The sequence below is a fragment of the Cobetia sp. 14N.309.X.WAT.E.A4 genome, from assembly GCF_030397495.1.
In the GTDB taxonomy this organism is placed as follows: domain Bacteria; phylum Pseudomonadota; class Gammaproteobacteria; order Pseudomonadales; family Halomonadaceae; genus Cobetia; species Cobetia marina.
Genome location: NZ_JAPNXT010000001.1, coordinates 253,281 through 271,567 on the forward strand (window position 1 = coordinate 253,281; position 18,287 = coordinate 271,567).

The following is an 18,287-nucleotide window of genomic DNA, read 5'->3' on the forward strand; positions in this document are numbered from 1 at the left end:
CTGCCGTCAGGCAGACGGGGAGGACGTGATCCGCTGCCACCTGTCGTGACACGCCCCTGACCGGGCCTGCCACTCACGATGCATTGGCACCCTCCCGTCAGGGCGGGTACCGATGTGGCGGTCGAGTCGGGTCGGTCACAGTGGGCCAACATGGGGCCATGCCCCGGGAGAAATGACATGACTATCTGGTTACTGGTGTTCGCCGCCATGCTGCTGTTGATCGGCGCGATGGCTGTCGGGGTGTTGATGGGGCGCAAGCCGATCGCCGGCTCCTGCGGCGGCCTCAACAACCTCGGGCTCAAGGATGGCTGTGATATCTGTGGCGGCAAGGATGACGAGTGCGAGAAGGAGCAGGAGCGCCAGCGTCTGATGGCCGAGAGCGGCGGCAAGCTGGCCAGTGATCTGGCCTACGAAGCCCCGCGTCGCTGATTTCTGCTCTGATGACTCAGAGCCCGCCGGCCGCAAGGCCAGCCGCCGGCCCTGGCATGCCATTCTCTCCCTGAGCAGAGTGTGGCGTGTCAGGGCCGGCCTACGAACAACCAAGGAGCAAAGCGAGTCTCATGGCAGTCTACAACTACGATGTGGTCGTGATCGGTACCGGTCCGGCAGGGGAGAGCGCGGCGGTCAATGCGGCCAAGCATGGCAAGCGAGTGGCCGTGATCGAGGCCCAGTCCTCCGTGGGCGGCAACTGCACCCACAAGGGCACCATCCCCTCCAAGGCCCTGCGTCACGCGGTCAAGCAGATCATCGAGTTCAACACCAATCGCATGTTCCGCGACATCGGTGAGCCGCGCTGGTTCTCCTTCCCCAAGGTGCTGGAACGTTCGCGTCGTACCATCGAGCAGCAGGTCGAGATGCGCACGCGCTTCTATGCTCGCAATCGCATCGACGTGTTCTTCGGTACCGCGCGCTTCAAGGACGAGCACACCGTGCTGGTGCGTGATGCCCATGAAGGGACCGAGGAGCTGCATGCGGAGAAGGTCGTGATCGCCACCGGGTCGCGCCCCTACCGCCCGGCAGACGTCAATTTCCGCCACCCGCGTATCTATTGCTCCGATACCATCCTGGGTCTGTCGCACACGCCGCGCACGTTGATCATCTACGGTGCCGGTGTCATCGGGTCCGAGTACGCCTCCATCTTCTCGGGGCTGGGCGTCAAGGTGGACCTGATCGATACCCGTGATCGTCTGTTGTCATTCCTGGATAACGAGATTTCCGACGCGCTGTCCTACCACCTGCGCAACAACGGCGTGCTGGTGCGCCACAATGAGGAATACGAGCGCATCGAGGGCGATGAGTCCGGTGTGGTCGTGCACCTCAAGTCCGGCAAGAAGCTGCGTGCGGACGCCTTCCTGTGGGCCAATGGGCGCACCGGCAATACCGACAGCCTCGGGCTCGAGAACATCGGTCTGCAGGCCAATGGTCGTGGTCAGCTGACGGTCGATGATCAGTACCGCACCGAGCTGGACCACGTCTATGCCGTGGGCGATGTCATCGGCTGGCCGAGCCTGGCCTCTGCTGCCTATGATCAGGGCCGCTTCGCCTCGGCCAATCTGCTGGGCGAGGAGTTCAAGTTCGTCAATGAGGTGCCGACCGGCATCTACACCATCCCCGAGATCAGCTCGGTGGGGCGTGGCGAGAGCGAACTGACCGAAGCGCGCATTCCCTATGAAGTGGGGCAGGCCTTCTTCAAGGACACCGCACGCGCCCAGATCACCGGCGACACCGTTGGCATGCTCAAGATCCTGTTCCATCGCGACACGCTGGAAATCCTCGGCATCCACTGCTTCGGTGATCAGGCATCCGAGATCGTGCACATCGGCCAGGCCATCATGCAGCAGCAAGGTGAGGCGAATACGCTCAAGTACTTCGTCAACACCACCTTCAACTACCCGACCATGGCAGAAGCCTATCGGGTCGCTGCCATGAATGGACTCAATCGTCTGTTCTGAGCCCTGAGCCCTGAATCATGAGCCCTGAGCTCGCTGTGCCAACGCGGCCACGCACAAGGCCCCGACATCCTGGATGTCGGGGCCTTGTGCTTTGTGCCCACTGACACGAGATATTCACAGATGACCCAGTCTTTTACCCAAGGAGCCTTCGATGAGTCGACAGCCACACCCCGAGTCGCAATCCCCTCGCGAGCAGGATGTCACGAGTGACCTGACCTTGCGTCTCGGCCGCGAGGAGCTGGTCATCCACCGCCGTTACGAGCTGGCCAGCATCATCAACGAGCTGGTGCTGGGCCTGTTGTTCACCATCGGCAGCGTGTGCTTCTTCTGGGATGAGTGGATGACGCTGGGGATCTGGCTGTTCGTGATCGGCTCGCTGCAGCTGACGCTCAAGCCGTTGATCCGCCTGGCGCGCCGCATGCACCTCAAGCGCCTGCCGGAATCAGGACTGGATCTCTAGCAGGCGACTTCACAGTCTGTCTCACTGGCTCTCCGGCTCTCCGGCTCTAGAGATCAGCGATAGCGATGCACGCGCAGGCTCTTGAGAAAGGGCGTGTCCTCGATGCGCACATCTCCGCGTCTGGCGCGTGTGCGCTGTGCGGGCGGAGTCGGTGAGGGTTGGTTGAGCGCCGGCAGGCGCAGGTCATCGTGGGGCAGGAACAGCGGTAGCGAGACGTTCATCGCGCGGCGAGTGCGCAGCTCGCCATCCTCGCGCAAGACCGGCTCACGATAGAAGAGATTGGCGCGCATCAGCGGCGCCTGAGGCTGGATGCGTGCCAGTATCTCGTCAGAGGGCAGGCCCGCCAGCAGTCTGAGCTGCAGGCGCACGTGATCGGCCTCGGTATCCAGTTTCATCAGCATCGCCTCGCACTCCGGCACACTGACGCGCTGAATGGAGCGTCCGGAGCTGTACCAGGCGAAACGCACTCGCGCCACCGCTGCTTCCGCGACCGGTACGCGCCGCCAGCATTGCTTCAGATGCAGACGAGCGAGGCCATCGCCCTTCAGGTGCTGGTTGAGGCCAGGGTGGCGGAAGGGCAGGATGGCCTTGAGCTCCGCGAGCTGATCGGGATACGCCTCACGCAGTTCGGCAAACAGTCCCGCCAGATGCTCCTTGGCCAGATTGAGGGCGCAGACTGCCTGGATCACCTGCGGGCCTGCCGCCACCACGCCCAGATAGGGGCGGGTGACACGCCCATCCTGCCCATCCTGATACCACACATCCTGCAGCGCGAGCCGTAGCCAATCGAGATCGGCATGGCCGCCATCCAGCCGCCACAGCGGCGAACTCTCCTCCGCGACGGCAGTGATGACCTGTTCGGCTGCGCTGATCTGTTCATCGAAGGCCGCCTCTATTCTGGCCATCAGCTGATATTCGGGCATGGTCCGCGTCCTGGTTGGCGCTTGAGGGATACACTCTTTTTATCGCGTTATCCTGTTTAGCGCAGCCTGGCGGGAAAGACAAGCGTGCGGATACGACACGAGGCGCCCCGCAGGTCGCCTCGTGGCATGGCTGGCATCTCCCGGGCGGGAAGCGTCGTCAAGAAACACGCGGCTTCCTCAGGAGCTGATCGCGACCTTGCGTCTAGCGGTCGCGATAGCGTTCGGTGAGATCCCCATAGGCATCGATGCGGCGGTCACGCAGATAGGGCCAGATGCGGCGCACGTCCTCGCCACGCGCCAGATCCACCTCGACCAGCAACTCCTCGGGCTCGGTGCCGCCATGCGCCAGCAGCTCGCCCTGGGGTCCGCACACGAAGCTGCCTCCCCAGAACTGGATGCCTTCGCTGGCAGGCGTCGGGTCCGCTTCATGGCCGACTCGATTGGCGACGATCACCGGCACGCCATTGGCGACGCCGTGACTGCGCTGGATCAGGGTCCAGGCATCCTTCTGGCGCGTCTGCTCGGCCTCATCATCGCGCGGGTCCCAGCCGATGGCGGTGGGATAGAGCAGCATCTCGGCACCGGCCAGTGCCATCAGTCGCGCGCCTTCCGGATACCATTGATCCCAGCAGACCTGCACGCCCAGGCGGCCCACCGAGGTATCGATGGGCTCGAAACCGCGGCGCGGCGACTGTGCGCTGGGCGCATCGCCCGGCGTGAAGTAGAACTTCTCGTAGAAGCCGGGATCATCCGGGATGTGCATCTTGCGGAAGGTGCCGACCAGGCCATCGGCCTTGTCGAGCACCACGGCGGTATTGTGATATACGCCCGCCGCGCGGCGCTCGAAGATGGAGCCGACGATGACCAGACCGAGTTCAGCGGCCAGACTGGCCAGGCGCTGGGTGGTCGGGCCTTCGAGGGGTTCGGCGAGATCGAAGATCGCGGTGTCTTCCGTCTGGCAGAAATAGTGGCTGGCATGCAGCTCCTGCAGCATCACCAGCTCAGCACCGCCGGCTGCCAGGCGGCGGATGGCCGCCTCGCTGGCCGCCAGGCTCGTATCCTTGTCGGGCCAGCCCTGCTGCTGGACGACACCGACCTTGAGTGTACGGCGGGAAGTGGTCATCACAGTGCTCCTTGAGTGAGGTTCGAGGTGGCCAGGGTGCCCTTGGGCAGTTGCATGGTCATGCAGTGCAGACTGCCATGCTGGCGAATCACGGCGCGGCAGTCGACCGGGATGATGTCACGTCCCGGGAAGGCGCCCGCCAGGGCCTTGAGCGCGATCATGTCGTGACGATCGGCATAGGTCGGCACCAGCACCGCGCCGTTGATGATCAGGAAGTTGGCATAGGTCGCCGGCAGGCGATGGCCATCTTCGGGATCGAAGCATGCCTCTGGCCATGGCAGCGGTACCAGGAAGTACGGATCGCCATTGGCATCCAGCATGCCTTCCAGTTCGGCTTCCATCGCCTTGAGCGCCGGGTAGTGCGGGTCGTCGCGATCATCGCAACGCACGTAGGCGATGGTACGCGGGTCGCAGAAGCGCGCCAGGGTGTCGACATGACTGTCGGTGTCATCGCCTTCCAGATGGCCATTGGCCAGCCACAGGATGCGTGAGACACCGAAATCGGCCGTGAGCTGTGCCTCGACCTGCTCGCGGCTCAGCCCGGCATTGCGATTGTCGTTGAGCAGGCAGGCCTCGGTGGTCAACACTGTCCCCAGGCCATCCGTCTCGATACCACCGCCTTCCAGAATGAAATCGCGACTTTCCACCGGGCTTGCATAGACCCCTTGAGCGGCCAGCGCTCGGGTCAGGGCGTTGTCACGAGCGGCTTCGAACTTGCCGCCCCAGCCGGTGAAGGTGTAGTCGAGCAGTACCGGCTGGCCATCACGTTCGACGGTGATGGGGCCGTGGTCACGCGTCCAGGTGTCATCCAGCGGCGCCACATGCAGATGCAGACGCTCGGCCGGCACGCCGAAACCGGCGAAGCGTGACGTGAGGCGCTCGCGGGTGGCCTCGTCACTGACGCTGATCAGCACGTGCTGATACCGGCTGATGGCGATCACCATGGCCTCGCAGGTGGCTTCGATGCTCTCGAGCATCTCGTTCCAGTCGCTGTGGGGGCTGGGCCAGCTGAGCTGGATGGCATCCTGCGGGTGCCATTCGGCAAGCAGACGGGTGGCCATGGGCATCTCCCTGATGAAGAAGTGACGGTAATGCCGCGATACCGCGGACTCGGCGCGCGATGATAGCAGAGCCATGCGTCGACGCTAGCCCCTGCGTGCGTCATATGGCCAGACACTCGAGACTGGCGGTTCATGCTGTTCTCATGCGAGGGCTGGCAAACTGGGCGCGATTGTGGCCCCATGCGCCGAGCCTGCGGAATGCGTATCATGGCCCGCGACCCTGACCCAAGGAATCGACTTCGATGCTGCTGGATCGCCTACCCTTTCTGATCGGCCTGCGCTATACCCGCGCCAAGCGCCGTAACCATTTCATTTCCTTCATTTCCCTGACCTCGATGCTCGGCCTGTCGTTGGGCGTGGCCGTGCTGATTCTGGTGCTGTCCGTCATGAACGGCTTCGACCACGAATTGCGTACCCGCGTACTGGGCATGGTGCCGCATGTGCGGGTCGAGGCGCGCGACAGCGTCACCGACTGGGAGACGCTCGCCGGCATGTTGCGCGAGAAGCCGCATGTCGTCGGTGCCGCTCCCTACATCGAGCAGCAGGGCATGTTCACCACCAATGGTCGCAACAAGGGCGCGCTGGTCACCGGTATCGATCCGTCCGCGGAGGACCAGGTCTCGATCATCAGTGAGCACATGGTGCAAGGAAGTCTGGCAGACCTCACGCCGGGCAGCTGGGGCATCGTGATGGGGGAGCTGCTGGCACGCAATCTCGGGGTCGGCGTCGGGGATCGCGTCACGCTGCTGGTGCCCGAGGCCTCCATCACGCCCGGGGGCATCTTCCCGCGCCTCAAGCGCTTCACGGTGACCGGCATCTTCAAGGTCGGCGCGGACGTGGATGCCAGTCTCGCCTACACCGACATCTCGGACATGGCCAAGCTGGCACGCTTCAAGGAAGGCGAGGTGCAGGGCGTACGCCTGAAACTCGATGACCTGTTCAGTGCCGATGCCGTCACCCGTGACATCATCAGCCAGCTGGGGCCGCAGTATCGCGGCATGGACTGGAAGCGTACCCACGGCAACCTGTTCGCCGCCATCCAGATGGAGAAGAACATGATCGGCCTGCTACTGATGGTGATCGTCGCCGTGGCAGCCTTCAACATCGTCTCGACGCTGGTGATGATGGTGACCGACAAGCACGCCGACATCGCCATCCTGCGCACCCTCGGGGCCAAGCCCGGCAGCATCATGGGCATCTTCATCGTCCAGGGGCTGACCATCGGCGTGATGGGGATCATCATCGGCGCCATCGCCGGGGTGGCATTGGCATTGAGCGTCTCCGACATCATCGCCTGGGTGCAGTCGACCTTCGGTATCCAGTTCCTGGATCCCAACGTCTACTTCATCAGCTATCTGCCGTCTCGTCTCGAGCTGTCCGACATGGGCGTCATCATCGGCTCCGCGCTGGTGCTGAGCTTCCTGTCGACACTCTATCCGGCCTGGCGCGCTTCCCGCATCCAGCCGGCCGAGGTGCTGCGCTATGAATGATCTACCGACATCGACCGATGCATCATCCCGCTCTGCTGCTGGAGACTCCGCCATGCCGACCCCGGCTTCTGACACCCGTGCGACTGACCTGGCTCACGGCAAGCCGATGTTGATCTGTGAGCGCCTGAGTCGCAGCTACGACGAAGGCCCGCAGAAGGTGCAGGTTCTGGACGAACTGGAGCTGCGTGTGCACGCCGGCGAACGGGTCGCCGTCGTCGGCAGCTCCGGCTCCGGCAAGACCACGCTGCTCAATCTGCTCGGCGGGCTGGATCATCCCAGTCAGGGCATCGTGAAGGTGGCCGGCCAGCGCCTGTCCGAACTCAGTGAGTCGGCGCTGGGCAGCTTCCGCAATCAGCACATCGGCTTCGTCTATCAGTTCCATCATCTGCTGGCGGAATTCAGCGCCGAAGAGAATGTGGCGATGCCGTTGATCATCCGGGGCCACAAGCGTGCCGAGGCCGCCGTCAAGGCGCGCAAGCTGCTGGAGCGTGTCGGCATGGCGCCGCGCGCCGATCACAAGCCGGGCGAGCTGTCCGGGGGGGAACGTCAGCGCGTCGCCATCGCGCGTGCGCTGGTGACGGACCCGAGCCTGGTGCTGATGGATGAACCGACCGGCAACCTGGATCAGACCACGGCGGCGCGCATTCTGGAGCTGATGGACGACATCGCTCGGGAAGCGCAGGCCGCCTTCATCATCGTGACCCACGACAATGGGCTGGCCGCGCACCAGCACCGTGTGCTGCGCCTGGATGGCGGCAAGCTGCACGAGGACTGAGCTCCACCGCTGAGTGGCGGATGTCTGCCTCACGCCATGCCAGAAAGCCAAAAGCCCCGCCATCGAGAGATGGCGGGGCTTTTTCATGGGCGGCGTCGTCAGCCTTCAGGACTTGTCGGTATCCGGGGCAGCGTTCTGGTCGGACCGCTGCGCCTTGGTGCAACGCCTGGCGGCCAGACGCGCCTTGCGGCGACTGCGCCAGCTGCGCACGACCTGATAACGCCACAGCAGCCGGACCAGCACGTTGGCGAGCAGGGCGACCACCACCGCGCTGACCAGCGAGCCCAGCGCAAGTGCCGGCAGGATATCTTCCAGCTGGTTGGCGAACCAGGCCGCGGAGACCTGGTCCGGCATCACCCGGGCAGGCGTATCGAGCATCCAGGCGCCCACGCGATAGGTCGCGTAGTAGACCACGGGCATGGTCAACGGGTTGGTGATCCACACCAGACCTACCGAGAGCGCAAGGTTGCAGCGCAACGCCCAGGCGCCGAAGGCGGCCACCACCATCTGGAAGGGGATCGGCAGCAAGGCACAGAAGAAGCCTACCATGCACGCATTGGCAACGGTTCGACGCGACAACGCCCACAACGCGGGGTCGGCGATCAGGTGATGCATGAAGCGCAGGGATTTCTTGCGCCTGAGGGCATCCGGTTCCGGCATGAACCGCTTGAGTAGACGACGAGGCATGGCTTGGCCATTTGGCATTCAACGCCGGCCATTATCCATACATGTCCCCGGGACTGCCATGCTGTGAGCTCAGTTAAGCGGCCCGCATCGTGCAATCCTGTGTGCTTGAAATGATGCTGAACGCAGGCCAGCCCCCGTCATGCCTGATGAAGAGCGATATCTGCCTCCTTGAACGATTCGTCTGAAAAGCTGCCCGTGGGCGCGAGCGACGCCACGCGGTTTCGCGGGTCCTGGCTGACACCGGGGGCTCTGATCCAGTGGCTCGCCGGTCTGGTGGCCGGGGTGTGGCTGTCGCGACAGGGGGAGTGGGCGGCCGATTGGCAGGGACGCATGCCGGATGGCGCACCCGAAAGCGCAGGGGATGTCTTGAACGGGATGGCAGACAGCCTGTTGCTGCCATCCCTTGTGTTAAGCCTGCTGGTGATGCTCGCCTTCGCGCGACGCCCGGCAGTTTTGCGGCTGGGGATTGCTCTGTGGGGTGGGCTGTTGCTCGGGCTGGCGCATCAGCCACTCATGCTTGCCGAAGCACTGGCGCGCGAGGATATCTGGCTGGAGGGGCGCATCGAGCAGGCCAGCCGTTCGCTCCCGGCCCCGGGGGAGTCGGTGCGTCTGGTCTTCAGGGTGGAAGCCTGTCGAGCCTCGGGCGCTGAGGGCGAAGCAGGCGGAGAGCAAGGTGAGGCGCTCAAGCCCCCCAGGGTGAACGCATCCGGCATGACGAGCGCCGGGCGTGAGCTGGCCTGTCGTCGTCTCGAGGGTCAGCGGGTGCAATTGCGGCGCTACTGGCCGCGGCGTACCGCCTCTGAATCATCAGCTTCGCCTCTTCTCGTTCCCTGGCAAGCAGGGGAGCGGTGGCGGCTGATCGCCAGACTGGTGCCGCCGCATGCTGCCAGCAACCCGGACGCGCTGCAGAGTTTTGATCGGGTCAGCTGGTGGTGGCGCGAGGGGATCGTGGCGACGGGGTACGTGCGAGACCCCGCCCGAGCACAGCGACTGGCACCACCCCGCGGGGTGGCAGCGTTGCGCCTGGCGGCCGAGCAGCGGCTCTGGCAGGGCTGTGGAGGGCGGAGCGATGACATCCAATGGGCGCATTCGCCCTGCCGCTGGCTGGCGGCGCTGACGCTGGGGCGTGCCTCGGCGCTGACTCGCGATGACTGGGAGTCCTTGAATGCCACCGGGTTGACGCACCTCGCCGTGGTGTCAGGGCTGCATGTCGGGCTGATGGCAAGCCTGGTGCTGGTGGTGAGCTTTGGCGTCCTGCGCCGTCTTCGTCCTGCCGACTGGCGTTTCAGCGTCGCTCCCTGGTGGCTGGCGTGTCTGGCGGCCTGGAGTTTCGCGATACTGGCGGGGCTGGCACCGCCGGCGCTGCGAGCGGCGCTGATGACAAGTGTTGGGTTGTGGATGGCCAGCGGGCGCAGCGGCCTGGGCGTCTGGCAGATATGGATGCTGGCGTTGTCGCTGGTGATCGGCCTTGATCCGCTGGCCTTGTGGCGACCCGGCACCTGGTATTCGTTTCTTGCCGTGGCAGCGCTGCTGCTGGCCTGGCAGGGGTGTGAGCGCCCCCGCGGCGCGCTGGGCTGGTGTCGCGCCACGCTGCGCAGTCAATGGGTGTTGACGCTGGTGATGGGGGTCGCTCTGCTGGTCGGGCGTGGTCAGCTGTCATGGCTTGCCATGCCGATGAACCTCGTCATTGCTCCGCTCGCGACCCTCTTGGTCGTGCCGTTGGGGATGCTGGGCTGGGGGCTGGCTGGCATCGATTCCCTGCTGGACGCGATGGGCTTGCGGCTGTCGGAAAGGGCAGGAATGAGCGGGACGCTGTGGCAGTGGCTCGCCGAGCGAGTGGATCATGGCATGGCGTGGCTCGGGACCGTCACGCAGCGCCATGGCCTCTGGCCCGCACGGACAGCGACGGACACCCTGTCCGCTGACATGGCAGCAGCGATGGCGATGATGGTACTGGGCGGCCTGTGGCTGGCAAGTGGAGTGCCGGGGTTGGAGCGCCGTGTCAGAGGGCTGTGCACCGCCCTGGCGATGCTGTGGGGGACGGGGCTTGCCTTGCTGCTGTGGCCGCCTGCGCCATGGCCGTCCAGCGCCCACGCCGGCGAAGGACGCATAGGGCGCGACAGCGAATGGCTTGCCGATTCGCGAGCGGCCCCGTTGGTCGTGACCGTCCATGACGTCGGACAGGGGCTGGCGATATCGCTCAGGGTAGCGGGGCGCGTGCTGTCACCTGAGACGATGGAGGATCTTCCTCGTCATTGGCTCTATGATCTCGGCCCCGGTGCTGCCTTCGGGCCGCCGCGCATGGGGGAGCTGCTGACGGCTGCCGAGGCGCCCTGGGGCGTCATCATCAGTCATGGTGATGGCGATCATGCAGGCGGACTGGCGGCGCTGCGAGCGGAGCAGATCGCGCAGTTGTGGGTGCCTGAGGGACAGAGAGGCCGTCTTGACCGTCAGGTGGGCTGGCTGAAGGACGTGCCGACCGCGTCCTGTGAGGCAGGGCGGCGCATCACGCTCGGCCATCTCGCCGACCGCCCCGTGAAACTGGAGATGCTGTGGCCGCCGCCCGGGTGGAAGGTGCGGCGTGACAATGCCCACTCCTGTGTGGTTCTGATCGCGTGGGGTGAGCGTCCGCTGGCGTTGCTGAGTGGCGATATCGGGGTGCAGGAGGAGCGCCAGCTGGTGGAGCTGCTCTCGCGTCGGCTGGCGGGAAGCCCGCTGCCATTGCTGGTCGTCGCGCACCATGGCAGTCGCAGCAGCAGTGGGGAATCCTGGCTCGCGCGTCTGGCACCGCGCCACGCGATCATCAGTGCCGGACGCTACAATCCGCATGGTCATCCGCATGACGAGGTGGTCGAACGCCTGATGCGGCATGCGCAATGTGTCTGGCACAGTGGCCTGGAGGGAGCGCTGCGCTGGGAGTGGTCCCCTGACGCGGAGCGCCTCATTCCCGCGCGGGGTGCTGCCGGTATCGATACGCAGTGCCTTGGGGTAAAATCCGTTGATTGATCAGGGGCATGGCGAATGTCTGCCTGTCAGCGTGCCAGGGACGCGGTCGCGCAGGCCTGATGACGACAACAATGATCGGCGCCGTTGACGGTGCACCATCAAGACCAAGGGAGAGGTCACATGTTGGAAGCCTTGTACGCAGGGGGGCTGCTGATGCTCCCGATCCTGGGATGTTCGGTCGTGGCACTGGCCATCATCCTCGAACGTCTGTGGACGTTGCGCACGCGCCGTATCGCGCCGCGCGGTCTGGGACAGGAGGTGTGTGAACTGATCAGTCAGGGACAGGTCAATGTCTACTGGTTGGAGAGTCATTCGCCCCTTGGGGGGGTGCTGGCGGCAGGGCTTCGCAATGCGCGCCTGGGCAATGAACAGGTGCGTGCGCGCATTCAGGAATCGGCCGTTGCGGTGATCCACGACATGGAGCGCTTCCTGAGCCCTCTGGGGACCATCGCGGCCATCACCCCGCTGCTGGGCCTTCTGGGCACGGTGGTCGGCATGATCGATGTCTTCGCCGTGATCGTGGACGCCGGGTCCGCCGAGCGTGCCCAGGAGCTGGCCGGCGGGATTTCCCAGGCGCTTGTCACCACGGCGGCGGGTCTGACGGTCGCGATTCCGGCGCTGATGTTCCATCGCTATTTCCAGCGTCGCGTGGAAGACATCACCGTGACCATGGAAGAGCAGGCGGGGCAGGTGGTGGAGTACATCTCGCACCATCAGGGGGAGCTGGGGCTGGCCGAGAGTCATGACGGCTTCGATCGTCGCGCGGGCCAGCGCAACGGGCCAGCGCCGAGGGAGAGTCTGCCGGAAGACCTGCCGGCCTACATGCGTCGGGACGAGGATGATCCGCTCTCGGGCTCCGACACGCTCGCCGATCGAGGCGTGGGGCCCGGGAGGCCGTCATGAGGTTTCCTCGTCGCCAGCGTGAATCGGTCGAGGTCAATCTCACGCCGCTGATCGACGTGGTCTTTCTGCTGCTGATCTTCTTCATGGTCTCGACCACGTTTGACAGTCGACGCGCCCTGGACCTGATTCTGCCGCAATCCAGTCAGGCCAGCGCCGTGGAGCAGGCGCCGCTGATCATGACCATCGGCGCCAAGGGAGATTTCACGCTCGGTGACACCTCGCTCACCGAGTCAGCATTGGGGGCTGCGCTTGCACGACACAAGGACCAGGCTGATCGCTTCGGGTTGATCCTCGAAGCCGATGGCCGTACGCCACATGCGAAGGTGGTGAAAGCGTTGGACGCTGCCGCCGAAGTGGGCATTACCCGAGTGCGCATCAGTACGCGCACCGGGACCGATACATCACCACCGGATGCCCCATGAGGGCGCCGCTCAAGTCTATGGAGACCCCGTGAGTCGCGACTCCACCTGGATTCATTACCGCCGCCTGCTCGGCTATGTCCGTCCGTACTGGAAGATGTTCCTGGCTGCCGTGCTGGGTTACGTCATCTATGGTGCCTCGAGCACGGCGCTGGCCGAGATGATGAAGCGCCTGATCGATGGCATTCAGAATCCTGACGCCCAGTTCAGATTGTTCCTGCCGTTGTTCGTGATCGGCATGTTCGCGATACGCGGTGTGGGGACCTTCCTGGGGACCTACTGCATGAGCGACGTGGCACGCAACGTGGTGCATACCCTGCGTACCACCGTGTTCAACCACATGCTGCATCTGCCGGGACGTTACTTCGACGAGAACTCCACCGGTCACCTGATCACCCGCGTGACCTATCACGTGGAGCAGATCACCGGCGCCGCCACCAAGGCATTGACCATCATCATGCGCGAAGGCTTCTTCGTGCTGGGTCTGCTGAGCTATCTGTTCTGGACCAACTGGAAACTCACGCTGGTATTCATCGCGGTCACGCCGCTGATCGGCTGGGTGGTCAGCTATGCCAGCAAGCGCTTCCGCAAGCTCTCCAAGCGTATCCAGGGCTCGATGGGGGAGGTCACCCATGTGGCATCCGAGGCGCTGTCCGGGCATCGGGTGGTCCGCACCCACGGTGCGGAAGATTACGAGAAGGCGCGCTTCGCTGCGGTCAGTGAGTACAACCGCGAGCAGAAGATGAAGGAGGCGTTGACCAAGGCCACCGCCACGCCGGTGATCCAGCTGTTGATCGCCGTGGCACTGGCGACCCTGGTGTGGCTGGCGATGGCGCCGGAATTGATGGCTGGCATGTCGGCGGGTGAATTCGTCGGCTTCATCACCGCGGCCTCGATGATGGCCAAGCCGGTGCGTCAGCTGACCGAGGTCAACGGCGAGATCCAGAAGGGCATGGCGGCATCCGAGGAGCTGTTCGGGCTGCTCGACATGCCCGCGGAGCCCGACAACGGCAACGTGGTTCCGGACGGTCGCCTGGCGGGTCGGGTGCGCTTCGACAACGTCCACTTCCGCTACGCCGACAACCAGCCGGATGTGCTCAAGGGCATCGATCTGGAAGTGGAGGCCGGACAGATGGTGGCCATCGTCGGGCGCTCAGGTTCCGGCAAGTCGACGCTGATGAGCCTGCTGCCACGGTTCTACTCGCCTACCACGGGCCGCATCCTGATCGACGACGTGGCCATCGAGGACTACAAGCTGCGCCCGATGCGCCAGCAGATCGCGCTGGTCTCCCAGAACGTGACGCTGTTCAATGCCAACCTCACCGCCAATATCGCCTACGGCACCGGGGAAGCGGATGTCCAGCGGGTCGAGGAGGCGGCGCGCGCCGCCTATGCCCACGAGTTCATCGAACGCATGAGTCAGGGCTATGACACCATCGTCGGTGACAACGGCATCATGCTCTCGGGAGGGCAGCGTCAGCGCATCGCCATCGCGCGTGCCATCTACAAGGATTCGCCGATTCTGGTGCTCGATGAGGCCACCTCGGCACTGGACACCGAGTCGGAACGCTACATCCAGCGGGCGCTGGAGGAAGTCTGTCAGGGCCGTACCACCTTCGTCATCGCGCACCGCCTGTCCACCATCGAGAAGGCGGATCGCATCCTGGTGATGGATGACGGCGAGATCATCGAAGACGGTACGCATGAAGCGTTGATCGCTCAGGAAGGGGCCTACGCCGCCCTGCATCGCATCCAGTTCCGGGAGACGGCTGACGCATGAGTGAACGACTGGTAGACGCCTGGTATCGGGGCGCCGCCTGGCTCCATCTGTTACGTCCGCTGGAGCATGTCTATAAAGGGGTGGTGGCACGCCGACGTGAGGCCTATCTCACTGGCAAGCGTGAGGTCTGGAAGGCGCCGGTGCCGGTGATCGTGATCGGCAACATCACCGTCGGTGGAACCGGCAAGTCGCCGCTGGTGGCCTGGCTCGGCCGTTGGTTGAGCGAGCAGGGCTGGCGCCCGGGCATCATCTCACGGGGCTATGGTGGCCACGCGCCGCGTTACCCGCTGTATGTCCAGGCCGATACGGACCCGCAGCATGCCGGTGATGAGCCGGTGATGCTGGCTCAGCAGACCGGCCTGCCGGTGGCGGTGGACCCGGACCGTCCCAGTGCCGCGCGTCGTCTGATCGCGGCGGGGTGCGACATCCTGCTCTCCGATGACGGCTTGCAGCACCATGCGCTGGGGCGCGACATCGAGCTGGTGGTGGTGGATGGCGAGCGCGCCTTCGGCAATCAGCGGTGCCTGCCGGCGGGCCCCCTGCGGGAGCCGCTGTCACGGCTGGCGAGTGTCGATGCTGTGATCTCCAATGGGGTGATCGACTGCACCCGTCTGCCGGTGGAATCACATTGCATGACGCTGACGCCGGTCCATTGGCGCCATCTGATCGATGATGTGCGTTATCCCGCCACTCATCAGCCATTCAGTGGCTCGGTGCATGCACTGGCCGGTATCGGCAATCCACAGCGTTTCTTCCGTACCTTGACCAATCTGGGGGTGGAGCATCAGCCCCATCCCCTGGCGGACCATCATCGCTTCACGCCGACGGATCTGCGCTTTTCCGACAACCTGCCGGTGGTGATGACGGCCAAGGATGCCGTGAAGTGTCGCCGCTTCGCCAACGAGCGTTGCTGGGCACTGGATGTCGAGGCGCGTCCGGATCAGGCGCTGGTGGATTGGCTCGCCAACCGCCTCGAGGCGCTGTGAGCGACTGACCGATTGTTTCTTTCTTATTAGCTGTTATCCCGGAGATGTCTCGATGGACAAGGAATTGCTCGCGCTGCTGGTCTGCCCGCTTTGTCAGGCCAAGCTGACCTATGATGCGGCGAATGCCGAGCTCAAGTGCTTCTATGATGGACTGGCCTATCCCGTGCGTGACGGCATCCCCGTTATGCTGGAAGAAGAAGCGCGCGTGATGGATGCCGACGAGAAGCTCAAGGGGAGTCGCGGCTGATGAGCGATGTGGCGCACAGCAGTGATGTGACAGGTCGTGGCGCCGTGGTGGTGATTCCGGCGCGCTTCAACTCCTCGCGCCTGCCCGGCAAGCCGTTGGCGGACATCCATGGTCGGCCGATGATCGAGCATGTCTGGCGCAATGCCTGTGCCAGTCAGGCAAGCCGTGTGGTGATCGCCACGGACGACGAGCGTATCCGCACCGTCTGTGAGGGCTTCGGTGCCGAGGTCGTGATGACTCGTGCCGATCACCCCAGTGGCACCGATCGTCTCGCGGAAGTGGTCGAGCGGCTGGCACTGGCTCCCGAGACGCTGGTCGTCAACGTGCAGGGAGATGAGCCGCTGTTGCCTGCCGCGCTGATCGATCAGGTCACCTTGCGTCTCGAGGAAGACGAGGGGGCTTCCATCGCGACCCTGGCCGAGCCCATCACCAGTGTCGATAGCCTGTTCAATCCCAATGTGGTCAAGGTGGTGCGTGATCTGCGTGGTCGCGCGCTGTACTTCTCGCGCGCACCGCTGCCGTGGGATCGGGAGCACTTCACCACGCCGCCGACCGTGCTGGCCACCGACTCCTGGTTGCGCCATATCGGTCTCTACGCCTATCGCGCCAGCTTTCTGAGCGAATATGTCGATTGGCTGCCGGCGCCGCTGGAGCAGCTCGAGCAGCTCGAGCAATTGCGCGCACTGCATCATGGTCATGCGATTCAGGTCGCCATCGCCTGCACCTCCCATCCTGCCGGTGTGGATACCCAGGAAGATCTCGAGCGCGTGCGTGACTGGCTGACGCAAGAGGTCGGTGATGAGTGAGTTGCTTGAGCGGATAGCGGCGCGCAGACCGCCGGTCAGACGAATTCTGATGGTCTGTCTGGGCAATATCTGTCGCTCCCCCAGCGCGGAAGGCGTACTGCGTGCCGCGCTGGCACGCCATGGGCTGGATGAGCTCATCGAGGTCGACAGCTGTGGTACCAGTGACTGGCATGTGGGTGCTCCGCCGGATTCACGTGCCATCGCGCATGCGGCTGAGCGTGGGTACGACATCAGTGGCCTGCGCGCCCGCCAGCTGTGCGTGCAGGACTTTTATGACGTCGATCTGATCCTGGTGATGGATGATGCCAACCTGAGTGACGCGCGGCGTCTGGCACCTCAGGACAGTCCGGCACTGCTTGGCCGTCTGCTGGACCTGCTGCCGACGCCGCTGCCGGCTCCGGCGCGAGGCAGTCGCGAAGTGCCGGACCCCTATGCCGGGGGGCCTGCGGCCTTCGAGCAGGTGCTGGACCTGATCGACATCGCCTGTGAGGCATTGATCGATGCCCTGCCACCTGTCACGCGGGCCCCTTCATGATGGCGCCCGACAAGTCATCGACGAGAGCATCACTGACGGCCTGCAATACCCTGGGCTTTGCCGCCACCGCACGTACCTTCAGTGAGCCACGCAGCGTGGCCGAGGCGCGTCGCCAGATTCTGGACTCGCGTGCGGCCGATGAGCGTCTGGTGGTGATCGGTGGGGGCAGCAATCTGGTGTTGCTGCCCTGGCTGGATGCCCATGTGATGCGCCCGGCCTTCGAGGCCATGACGATCACGCCGGCAGCGGATGGCAGAACCGCCACCGTGAGTGTCGAGGCGGGCAAGCGCTGGCACGCCCTGGTGATGGAGCTGGCGACAGCTGGCTGGTGGGGCTATGAGAATCTGGCCTTGATTCCCGGCTGCTGTGGCGCAGCCCCGATCCAGAACATCGGTGCCTATGGTGTCGAGCTGGCCGACCATCTGCTGCGACTGGAAGTCATGTCGCTGGAGGATGGCAGCACGCGCTGGCTGAGTCGCGAGGAGTGCGCCTTCGGCTACCGTGACAGTCTCTTCAAGGGGTCGCTTGAGCATCGCGTCCTGATCACTCGCCTGGAGTTCGTGGTGACGCGTGAAGCGACACCGCAACTCGCCTATGGGGACCTCGCTCAGCGCGTCAATGCCGCCACACCGCAAGGGGAGGCCATCACGCCATTGAGCGTGGCGAATGCCGTGATTGCCACGCGCAGTGAAAAGCTGCCGGACCCTGCGGTGCTCGGCAATGCGGGAAGCTTCTTCAAGAACCCTCAGCTTGCCGCCGACGAGGCTCGCGAGCTGTTGGCGCATCATCCGACCTTGCCGCACTACCCGCAGGCCGATGGCAGCGTGAAACTGGCGGCCGGCTGGCTGATCGACCAATGTGGCCTCAAGGGGGCACGTCGGGGTTATGTCGGCGTGCATGATCGCCAGGCGCTGGTGCTGGTTCACTTTGGGGGCGGGCAGGTCTCGGAGCTGCTGGCGCTGGCACAGGAGGTGCGTGAGAGCGTTCATGCGCGCTTCGGGGTCTGGCTGGAGCAGGAACCGCGCGTACTGGGAGAGATGGCCGCGACGCCTTCCTGACGGTTGGTCGGTTTGTCGAAGGTATTCCGTCACGAAAAAGCCCCGCAGATCACTCTGCGGGGCTTTTTCGTGACGG

At 64.5% G+C, this 18,287-nt stretch carries 17 protein-coding genes and 1 pseudogene; 14 read left to right on the forward strand and 4 right to left on the reverse strand.

Going from position 1 to position 18,287, the window contains the following annotated elements:
• The first annotated feature begins 177 nt into the window (after window positions 1-177).
• The 3 genes from nqrM to OW493_RS01125 all read left to right on the forward strand — a co-directional run bounded on the left by nqrM (window position 178) and on the right by OW493_RS01125 (window position 2,412).
• Window positions 178-429, forward strand: a complete 252-nt coding sequence (gene nqrM, locus OW493_RS01115; RefSeq protein WP_289862884.1) for a (Na+)-NQR maturation NqrM — start codon at window positions 178-180, stop codon at window positions 427-429.
• A gap of 131 nt (window positions 430-560) precedes the next feature.
• A complete protein-coding gene (sthA, locus tag OW493_RS01120) occupies window positions 561-1,952 on the forward strand; it encodes a Si-specific NAD(P)(+) transhydrogenase (RefSeq protein WP_077372019.1) in 1,392 nt (463 codons plus the stop codon).
• Window positions 1,953-2,103: 151 nt separating this feature from the next.
• Entirely contained in the window at window positions 2,104-2,412 is a 309-nt protein-coding gene (locus OW493_RS01125) for a YrhK family protein (RefSeq protein ID WP_191236682.1), read from the forward strand.
• Between the two features lie 53 nt (window positions 2,413-2,465).
• On the opposite strand, the gene OW493_RS01130 is transcribed toward OW493_RS01125, so the two are convergent.
• From OW493_RS01130 to OW493_RS01140, 3 genes are all read right to left on the reverse strand, one after another.
• A complete protein-coding gene (locus OW493_RS01130; protein ID WP_289862890.1) occupies window positions 2,466-3,335 on the reverse strand; it encodes a DNA replication terminus site-binding protein in 870 nt (289 codons plus the stop codon).
• 202 nt (window positions 3,336-3,537) lie between these two features.
• On the reverse strand, window positions 3,538-4,458 hold the full coding sequence (locus OW493_RS01135; RefSeq protein WP_077372028.1) for a carbon-nitrogen hydrolase: 921 nt from the start codon (window positions 4,456-4,458) through the stop codon (window positions 3,538-3,540).
• Window positions 4,458-5,519, reverse strand: coding sequence for an agmatine deiminase family protein (locus OW493_RS01140; protein ID WP_289862892.1), 1,062 nt, complete (start codon window positions 5,517-5,519; stop codon window positions 4,458-4,460). Before OW493_RS01140 ends, OW493_RS01135 begins: the two co-directional genes overlap by 1 nt.
• A 245-nt stretch (window positions 5,520-5,764) precedes the next feature.
• Here OW493_RS01140 and OW493_RS01145 point away from each other — a divergent pair, with 245 nt between their 5' ends.
• Both OW493_RS01145 and OW493_RS01150 read left to right on the forward strand, forming a co-directional pair.
• Window positions 5,765-7,009, forward strand: coding sequence for a lipoprotein-releasing ABC transporter permease subunit (locus OW493_RS01145; protein WP_077373141.1), 1,245 nt, complete (start codon window positions 5,765-5,767; stop codon window positions 7,007-7,009).
• A 52-nt stretch (window positions 7,010-7,061) separates the two neighbouring features.
• Window positions 7,062-7,784 (forward strand): ATP-binding cassette domain-containing protein, encoded by a 723-nt coding sequence (locus OW493_RS01150; RefSeq protein ID WP_077372034.1) that lies wholly within the window; start codon window positions 7,062-7,064, stop codon window positions 7,782-7,784.
• A gap of 105 nt (window positions 7,785-7,889) precedes the next feature.
• On the opposite strand, the gene OW493_RS01155 is transcribed toward OW493_RS01150, so the two are convergent.
• Window positions 7,890-8,471, reverse strand: a complete 582-nt coding sequence (locus OW493_RS01155) for a DUF2062 domain-containing protein (protein WP_077372037.1) — start codon at window positions 8,469-8,471, stop codon at window positions 7,890-7,892.
• 168 nt (window positions 8,472-8,639) lie between these two features.
• Between OW493_RS01155 and OW493_RS01160 the strand changes: the two genes are divergently transcribed.
• The 9 genes and pseudogenes from OW493_RS01160 to murB all read left to right on the forward strand — a co-directional run bounded on the left by OW493_RS01160 (window position 8,640) and on the right by murB (window position 18,211).
• The gene (locus tag OW493_RS01160; protein WP_289862895.1) at window positions 8,640-11,477 is read left to right on the forward strand and encodes a ComEC/Rec2 family competence protein; all 2,838 of its coding nucleotides are present in this window, start codon (window positions 8,640-8,642) and stop codon (window positions 11,475-11,477) included.
• A gap of 120 nt (window positions 11,478-11,597) precedes the next feature.
• Window positions 11,598-12,206: pseudogene (locus tag OW493_RS01165) on the forward strand (MotA/TolQ/ExbB proton channel family protein); the annotation flags it as partial.
• Between the two features lie 170 nt (window positions 12,207-12,376).
• A complete protein-coding gene (locus tag OW493_RS01170) occupies window positions 12,377-12,802 on the forward strand; it encodes a biopolymer transporter ExbD (RefSeq protein WP_077372047.1) in 426 nt (141 codons plus the stop codon).
• A gap of 28 nt (window positions 12,803-12,830) precedes the next feature.
• The gene (gene msbA, locus OW493_RS01175; RefSeq protein ID WP_254696427.1) at window positions 12,831-14,579 is read left to right on the forward strand and encodes a lipid A export permease/ATP-binding protein MsbA; all 1,749 of its coding nucleotides are present in this window, start codon (window positions 12,831-12,833) and stop codon (window positions 14,577-14,579) included.
• Entirely contained in the window at window positions 14,576-15,565 is a 990-nt protein-coding gene (lpxK, locus tag OW493_RS01180; protein ID WP_077372052.1) for a tetraacyldisaccharide 4'-kinase, read from the forward strand. The genes msbA and lpxK overlap by 4 nt, the downstream gene beginning before the upstream one ends.
• 52 nt (window positions 15,566-15,617) lie before the next feature.
• On the forward strand, window positions 15,618-15,812 hold the full coding sequence (locus OW493_RS01185) for a Trm112 family protein (protein WP_077372055.1): 195 nt from the start codon (window positions 15,618-15,620) through the stop codon (window positions 15,810-15,812).
• Window positions 15,812-16,618: a 3-deoxy-manno-octulosonate cytidylyltransferase gene (gene kdsB / locus OW493_RS01190; protein ID WP_289862899.1), complete on the forward strand. Its 807-nt coding sequence runs from the start codon at window positions 15,812-15,814 to the stop codon at window positions 16,616-16,618. Before OW493_RS01185 ends, kdsB begins: the two co-directional genes overlap by 1 nt.
• The gene (locus tag OW493_RS01195) at window positions 16,611-17,153 is read left to right on the forward strand and encodes a low molecular weight protein-tyrosine-phosphatase (protein ID WP_289862901.1); all 543 of its coding nucleotides are present in this window, start codon (window positions 16,611-16,613) and stop codon (window positions 17,151-17,153) included. The genes kdsB and OW493_RS01195 overlap by 8 nt, the downstream gene beginning before the upstream one ends.
• Window positions 17,150-18,211 (forward strand): UDP-N-acetylmuramate dehydrogenase, encoded by a 1,062-nt coding sequence (murB, locus tag OW493_RS01200; RefSeq protein ID WP_289862904.1) that lies wholly within the window; start codon window positions 17,150-17,152, stop codon window positions 18,209-18,211. The genes OW493_RS01195 and murB overlap by 4 nt, the downstream gene beginning before the upstream one ends.
• Window positions 18,212-18,287 lie beyond the last annotated feature (76 nt).